Source organism: Staphylococcus ureilyticus (assembly GCF_002902235.1).
In the GTDB taxonomy this organism is placed as follows: Bacteria; Bacillota; Bacilli; order Staphylococcales; family Staphylococcaceae; genus Staphylococcus; species Staphylococcus ureilyticus.
On the sequence record NZ_PPRL01000090.1, the window covers coordinates 11,940 to 14,939 of the forward strand.

Annotated in this window: 2 protein-coding genes and 2 tRNA genes; all 4 read right to left on the minus strand. The window is 34.0% G+C overall.

Annotation, left to right across the window (positions count from 1 at the left end):
* Positions 1–107: 107 nt before the first annotated feature.
* Entirely contained in the window at positions 108–1,514 is a 1,407-nt protein-coding gene (locus tag CD150_RS09765) for a DHA2 family efflux MFS transporter permease subunit (protein ID WP_019468530.1), read from the minus strand.
* Positions 1,515–1,898: 384 nt separating this feature from the next.
* Positions 1,899–2,348 (minus strand): MarR family winged helix-turn-helix transcriptional regulator, encoded by a 450-nt coding sequence (locus CD150_RS09770; protein ID WP_019468529.1) that lies wholly within the window; start codon positions 2,346–2,348, stop codon positions 1,899–1,901.
* A gap of 304 nt (positions 2,349–2,652) precedes the next feature.
* Positions 2,653–2,725 (minus strand) — tRNA-Asp (locus tag CD150_RS09775).
* A gap of 6 nt (positions 2,726–2,731) precedes the next feature.
* Positions 2,732–2,806: transfer RNA gene (locus tag CD150_RS09780), tRNA-Glu, on the minus strand.
* Positions 2,807–3,000 lie beyond the last annotated feature (194 nt).

The window sequence follows — 3,000 nt, forward strand, 5'->3', positions numbered from 1 at the left end:
ATACATATCTCAGCAAGGGTCATGTTATTTTGACTAAGGTATTTGAGATAACTTAGTCATAATTTGAACATGATGTCGCTTAAACTGGATATGCATCACTGATAATATTAAATATTTTTAGATTTTTTAACGAAGAGCGATAATATAAATCCGATAACTGTCAATATTACAATAAAGAAACAGGCATATTGGATACCATAAGACAGTACAACTTCTTGTTCTGCATTTGGATGGCTTGCGCCAAAGGTACGCATTGCTGTGGTATAAATCGTAATGGCAATTGCAGTACCAGCTGAACCTGCTACTTGTATTAACGTTGTAATTGTTGCTGAACCATCAGCATAAAGGTGGTGTGGCAATTGATTTAAGGCATTTGTCTGTGCTGGCATCATGACCATCGATATGCCAAAGAAAAGTACCATGAATGCCAAAATAATAGCCCAAACAGGTGTAGAAACTGAAATCATTAATGAAAATATTAACGCTGCAATAAACATCAGTAAAAATCCGAAAATGCCAAAGTATCTAGCACCAAAACGATCAAATAAGGAACCAACAATCGGGGATAAGATTAAATTGATTGCATTACCTGGTAATAAAATTAAACCAGCAATAATCGAATTAAATAATAAAGCACCTTTTAAATATAGCGGCAATAATATACCCATAGATAGGATGCATAATATCGTAACGAAAACCATTGCAGCCCCTATGACAAACATTGGATATTTAAATACGTTTAAATTAAACATCGGCGAATCAATCTTGAATTGTCGTACGATAAAGATAGCCAGTGCAACAATTCCGATCAATAACGGCAACCATACAATAGTACTTGTAAATGGTGCTTCAGCTAATGTGCTTAATGCAAAGATTAATCCAGCAAATCCTATTGTAGATAATGCAATAGAAATCATATCAATTTTAGGTTTGGTAATTTCTCCAACATTTTCTACTTTTGAAATTGCCATAAATAATACGATAATGTATAAAATCGCACTAATCCAAAAAATATAATGCCAGCTAGAAGCTGAAATAATGACACCTGACAGCGTTGGTCCAAGCGCAGGTCCAGCGGTAATCACTAGACCCATAATGCCCATCACGGCACCGCGTTTTTCTATTGGGAATATAAGCATCAACACTGTCACCATGATTGGTAGTAAAATACCTGTGCCAAGTGCTTGTACAATACGTCCTAATAATAAGAAACTAAAATTAGGCGCGAGCGCACCAATAATAACGCCTATTAATGATAATACAATTCCTGTAATAATAAGTGGTTTCGTATTAAACCACTTGATTAAATAAGAAGAAGCAGGTACTAAACAAGCCATAACGAGTAAATATCCCGTCGTCAGCCATTGCACCACTGCAGCTGAAACTTGAAAATCAGCCATAATATCTGTGAGTGCCATGTTTAACGCTGTTTCACTAAATAATCCCATAAATCCACCAATCATAAGTACAAGTGCGTACATGCTTGGGTTCTTTACTTTTACTTGCGTTGTCATTTTAAATACTCCTTTTTAATGGTTCCCTGAAGTATAAGTATTATTAAGAGACCTAACATTGATATGTAATGCTGTCGTACGTGATAAACTTCGTACCATTTACTTAAAATTAATCTCTTCGATCCATAACTTATCTCGATATACCATTCAAATTTGTTTTATATCATTGAGCATTTACAATATGAATTTTAAATGATAAACACATCTTTTCATTGATATGTATACGTTATTTGTTACTTCAAAGTAATGTCCTCGAACGATCAACTTCATTACTGTATCAAAATTTCCCTTTTATTGTCAACTAGGTTGACAATATTTAGTACAAAATTAAAAGTATTGTAACCATTGCTTTTAAAATGGCACAATACTTCATGCTTGGATATTTTATTGTAAGTCTTCTAGTTGCCAGTCTTGATGTAAAATCGTTTTAAATAGCTGTAATTGCTCAGTTCCAATGACTTTTGCAATGTGTTTTTCAATGGATTGTTTATAAGTCATATACTGTTCAATGCATTCGATGCCGCTATCTGTTAATGACACACATTTCTCTTTTTTATTATGAACTAAGTTTTCAACTTTGACTAATTCTTTTTCTTCTAATTGTTTAATCGCTTTATGAATGGCTTGCCTTGTTAAATTAACCGATTGTGTTACTTCAACAAACGTAAGTTTACTTACGTATAATTTTGCCATGATATACCATTCTGAACTGGAGTTGTGTATCCCGTTCTTGTCATTTGCTTTGTTTTCAACAATATTCCTCAATGCACCGTGTCGTTCGCTCAGGGCATCTAGCATATCTAATTTTTTCAATTCTGGATCTACAGTCATCATTGTTTCACCTCTTGTCTCACTCAATACATTTAGTTTAACCTTTTTTATTTTAATTGTATAAAAAAGTGTTATTGCAAAGCAGCATCGCATTTACAATGATACTTTTATGAACTGTGCTAACCTGCACTAGCATGAAGCATTTAAAATTCTACGTATTTAAATTGAGCATCCGCTCGTTTCACAAACGAAGACACACGCTTTTATGTTTATACATAAATAACTACTACCTTCAATTGAATGAAGTTTAAAATATATATCGTAGAAAATTGTACAAAAAAATGCCCATCCTATTGGATGGGCAATACGGTCTCGACGGGAATCGAACCCGCGATCTCCTGCGTGACAGGCAGGCGTGTTAACCGCTACACTACGAGACCTAAAAATGGTGACTCCTACGGGACTCGAACCCGTGTTACCGCCGTGAAAGGGCGGTGTCTTAACCGCTTGACCAAGGAGCCTCTCTTAAGCACAAGATAAATTATATCAACTCTCATTATGGTTGACAAGCTATTTTTTAAATTAATTTAGTATAATTTTCTATCATTAATGTATAAAGTAAGAAAATAATACTCGAAGCTGTCAAAACAGTATTTTATTTGCTTATTAACTTACTTTTGAGAGACATTGATGTACACTTACTTCTATAATTATG

Bases quoted from the DNA above. Each gene is read 5' to 3' on its own strand.
- CD150_RS09765 (WP_019468530.1), bottom strand. From the start codon at position 1,514: ATGACAACGCAAGTAAAAGTAAAGAACCCAAGCATGTACGCACTTGTA.
- CD150_RS09770 (WP_019468529.1), bottom strand. From the start codon at position 2,348: ATGATGACTGTAGATCCAGAATTGAAAAAATTAGATATGCTAGATGCC.